Raw genomic sequence first — 452 nt, 5'->3', positions numbered from 1 at the left:
GCGCCCGACTTGCCGACCACGCGGGCGACCTGCTGGCGCAACGCCTGCGGCGTCAGGCCGAGCTTCCTCAGCATGGTGGCCGCGAGGCCCTCGCCCTCTTCGGCGAGGCCGATCAGCAGGTGTTCGGGACCGACATAGGAATGGCCGAGGTCGGTCGAGGCCCCGAAGGCACGGCTGAGCGCGTCCTTCACCCGCGGGCTGACGCCGATCTCGCCCTCGTGCGGGGTCTCGCCGCGCTTCGCCTCGGTCTCGATCTGGGTCTTCAGCTGATCGACCGAGATCTTGAACTGGCCGAGGACGGTGCGCACCACCTCGGACCCCGTGAGCGCCAGCAGCAGGTGTTCGGTATCCACCTCGGCCCGGCCCATCTCGGCGGCATGGCGCGCGGCCTCCTGCAGAATCTTCTCGGCCTGCTCGCTGATCCGGCTGGCGAAGCCGGCACCCTGCCGGCG

Annotated in this window: 1 protein-coding gene; it reads right to left on the bottom strand. The window is 70.8% G+C overall.

Annotation, left to right across the window (positions count from 1 at the left end; translation table 11 throughout):
* Nucleotides 1–452: ATP-dependent Clp protease ATP-binding subunit (locus GT358_RS16425; protein ID WP_166583702.1), on the bottom strand; the 452-nt coding region annotated here is incomplete at both ends.

This window comes from Rubellimicrobium sp. CFH 75288, from assembly GCF_009904055.1.
In the GTDB taxonomy this organism is placed as follows: domain Bacteria; phylum Pseudomonadota; class Alphaproteobacteria; order Rhodobacterales; family Rhodobacteraceae; genus Rubellimicrobium.
The sequence above is the reverse complement of the archived record's forward strand: the minus strand, read 5'-3'. Positions and strand labels throughout refer to the sequence as shown.